Here is a 3,676-nt window from a genome sequence, read left to right on the forward strand (position 1 = left end):
AGAGAGCCGGTATCATCGACATCTCGAACTTTGCCAAATACGAGGTGAAGGGCCCTGGTGCGGAAGCCTGGCTGGACGCCCTGTTCGCCAACCACATGCCGAAAGAGGTGGGACGCTCCTGCCTCACACCGCTCATCGGGAAGCGTGGCGGCATCGCGGGCGATTTCACGGTGACGCGGTTGGATGCGGAGGAATTTCTCATCATAGGCTCCGGCATGGCAGAGCGCTACCATCAGCGATATTTCAACGCCATGCCGCTTCCTGCCAGCACGGTGTTCCGGTCGCTCACCAATTCCCACTGCGGCTTCAACGTGGCCGGGCCATCATCGCGCGAGTTGCTGCAACGCCTGACCAACGTCGATCTCTCCCATGCGGCTTTCCCGTTCATGCGGTCCGCGCGCATTACCGTGGCGGGCGTGGAGGTCGTCGCCATTCGTGTCAGCTTCACGGGCGATCTCGGCTGGGAACTTCATTGCAGGGCGGACGATCAGGTGAGGCTGTATGAGGCCCTGCTGGAGGCTGGGCGCGAATTTGGTGCAGGGCCGGTGGGTTCCCGCGCCCTAATGAGCCTGCGTGTCGAGAAGGGATATGGCAGCTGGGGCCGCGACTACAGTCTTGAATACTGGCCGCAGGAATGCGGCCTTACCCGCCTCGTGAAGCCAGAAAAGCCCTTCCTCAACCGTGAAGCATATCTCGCGGTGGCGCAGGTAGCGCCGCGCGAGATGATGAGCTTCCTTGAAATAGATGCAACCGTCGCCGATGCGACCGGGGGCGAGCCAGTTTTCCTTTTCGATGGTGCCCCGCTTGGCCAGGTCACCTCCGGCACCTTCGGTTATTCCGTCGGCAAGTCACTGGCGATCGCATATCTGAAAACGGGACTTACGAAGCCCGGTGACGAGGTGAACGTCGCCATTCTCGGAAGTCCCCATCGCGCCGTCATCCTGGCCACCCCGGCTTTCGACCCAGAAGGTAAGCGCCTCAGGGCCTGAATGGGTTCAGGCGGTGCAATGAGGAGTACCTAGAAGCACGGAGCGCACGAGAGTTAATACCAGCAATGAGTGGAGGCGCCGCCCACTTTCTATGACTGCGACACGTTCACTGCCGCTCGCCAGCATCTGAATCAGCGCGTTCTCGGCGGTGGGGCGGCGGTCGATCTCAGGTGCTTCGGCCGTTATCGCCTCCTCGGGCGGAAGAATGGCGAGCGGCATCTTGCGCATCAGTTTGAGCAATCGGTCATGCCCGAGCAGCGACGTCACGAAGGGGTCTGCGGGTTGGGCAAAGAATTGAGCCGGATGCGCGAACTGCAGCAGTCTTCCACCTCATCACCGCCACCGCCACGGCATCGGTAAGGCGGATTGCCTCGTCCATGTCATGACTGATGACGATGATGGCCTAGTCGAGCTGCTGCTAAATACGCATTAGTCCGTCCTGCAACTTGCTCCATATGATAGGGTCAAGGGCTCCAAAGGGCTCATGCATCAGGATGATGGAAGGATCGGCGGCCAGTGCCCGCGCCTCGCCAACTCGCTGCTACTTACCGCCCGGCAACTGGCGCGGCCAGCGATTGCAATAATGATCTGGCGGCAAACCGACGAGTTCCAGAAATTCATCCGCACGGGCGCGGATCCGTGCCACTGGCTAGACCGTCAGCACCTGCAATCAGCTTGAGGCGCGTCCTGACAGCATTATGTCTCACTGGTCTCTTCCGTAGTTTCTCGTTGGGTCGTTCGTCCTTCCGGGCCGCTGCCTCGATACTTCACTCCGCACTCGAGCGCGGAATAATCAGGTTCCAGTCGCGGGCGAAAATCGTCTCATTGCCATGGCGCGCTTCAAGTCGCGCCTTCAGCCTCCAGTTTCCACCTTCCATGGTCAGCACCGAGTGCGTCTCGACGGCCGCACACCAGCCGGTGCGGCGGAACTCAGCTAGCCGCGTCGTCTCACTCCTTACAGCTGTCGAATCGTCTGGTTTGATCTCGTAGGTCTCGCTGCCGAGCGCTTTAAGTTCGAGGGCCACATCCTCGATCCTGACAGCGCCGAGGTTCCGCACGACCTCGACGCGCGTGATGCCCGCGCTGAGATCACGACTCATGCGCAGGCGGCCGCGCTCCGGCAAAACGAGCACAGTGGTCGCAAGCGCAGGAGGTACGTGGGGCTCGCCGAGGCTTGCTGGCCGCGCACCCTTCGCGCCACGCACCGGCAGTGCAAGGCTGGCCTCGTGCAGCGTCACCGTGGTTCCTGCGCCCGCCGGCATGGCCAAAGGCCAGTAGGCCGTGGAGATCGCCACGCGCAGGCGATGCCCGGTAGGCGTCTCATAGGCGCAGTCCTTCAGCTTCACCTCGACCTCGTAACGGCGGCCGGGAACCAGTTTCTCCGCCGCCCCATGCCCGCTAAGGTGCTGGAGGTTTAGAAGCCCATAGGTGATACGGGAAGACGTGCCATCGGGCGCTACCTCACAGAGCCGTACCGCGACCATGCCTTCCTCGTTATCGCAGGACAGCACCAGATGCACACGCGCGCCGCCAAGGATCTGCAGCGGTGCAGCCAGCCCTTCGCTGTCGAAGCACAGCGAGGCGCCGTCATCCTCCCTTTGGTCGAGAGGCATGTCGGGGCCCCAGCCATATGGACACCACTCGCCCGATGCGAGGCCAGTCGATGCTGGTGAGCGGACCGACATGTCGAGCACCCCGCCCCTGGCACCAAGGCCATTGGCGTTGATGCCCAACTTCCTGACCGAAACATTGGGGCTATCCCAGGACTCTTCCGCGATCCAACGTCCCTTACGGGCGCCGTAACGGGACTGCGGCTTCTCATGCTCCTGCAGCCAGCAGGTTAGCATCGGCTCGTCCATGATGCCAGTATCGCGACCCTTCAGCCAATGGTCCCACCACCTCACGGCATAGGCGATGAAGTCAATCGCGGGACCGGGCGTCGCGACGTGGGGATAAGCATGGCCCCATGGACCGATAAGTCCCTTGCGGGGACTAGTGAGGCCGGACAGCAGGCGCATCACGGCGTTCGTATAGCCGTCTGCCCAGCCACCCACCGCGAGAACGGCCGCCTTGATGCACCCATAGTTTTCGCAAGCCGAGCCACTTTTCCAGTAGCCGTCACGGTCGGAATGCTGCATCCAGCGAGCAGCCGGTGGAATTTCAACCGTCTCGAGCCGCTTCAGCCACATGTCGCGCCATCGCTCGCCCACTATCTCGGGGTCCGGGGGTGTGGCTATCCAGGTAAACAGCGTCGAACCATACTGGATGTTGTCGTTGAGCAGGCAGCCACCCATGTAGTGCATGTCGTCGCCATAACGGTCATCGGAGGCGCAGGTGGTGACGATGGCCTTCAGCGCAGGCGGCGCCAGAGCGGCAATCTGGAGTGAATTGAACCCGCTCCATGAGAGCCCTATCATACCGACCGCACCGGAACACCATGGCTGCCGGGCAATCCAGTCAATAACCTCGACGGCGTCTTTCCACTCCCCGGGCGTATATTCGTCGTTCATCAGCCCGTCGGAGTCGCCAGCGCCCCGCATGTCGACGCGAATGCAGGCGTAGCCCTCAGCGGCAAAGGCCGGGTGAAGGACGGCGTCGTCGCCACGGTGCCGGGCGCGACGGCGATAGGGAAGATATTCGAGTATCCCCGGCACCGGTTCGGTGTCGGCGCGCGGCAGCCAGAGGCG

3 protein-coding genes are annotated in these 3,676 nt (G+C 62.3%); 1 reads left to right on the forward strand and 2 read right to left on the reverse strand.

Going from position 1 to position 3,676, the window contains the following annotated elements; all coding sequences use genetic code 11:
• On the forward strand, window positions 1–989 hold a 989-nt coding region (locus WCJ41_RS20630), incomplete at its 5' end, for an aminomethyltransferase family protein (RefSeq protein WP_336907716.1).
• 6 nt (window positions 990–995) lie between these two features.
• Here WCJ41_RS20630 and WCJ41_RS20635 read toward each other — a convergent pair.
• Both WCJ41_RS20635 and WCJ41_RS20640 read right to left on the reverse strand, forming a co-directional pair.
• Entirely contained in the window at window positions 996–1,256 is a 261-nt protein-coding gene (locus tag WCJ41_RS20635; RefSeq protein WP_336907717.1) for a hypothetical protein, read from the reverse strand.
• 500 nt (window positions 1,257–1,756) lie between these two features.
• Window positions 1,757–3,676 (reverse strand): CocE/NonD family hydrolase (locus WCJ41_RS20640; protein ID WP_336907718.1); only part of this gene is annotated, 1,920 nt, incomplete at its 5' end.

This window comes from Aestuariivirga sp., assembly GCF_037139295.1.
Taxonomy (GTDB): Bacteria; Pseudomonadota; Alphaproteobacteria; order Rhizobiales; family Aestuariivirgaceae; genus Aestuariivirga.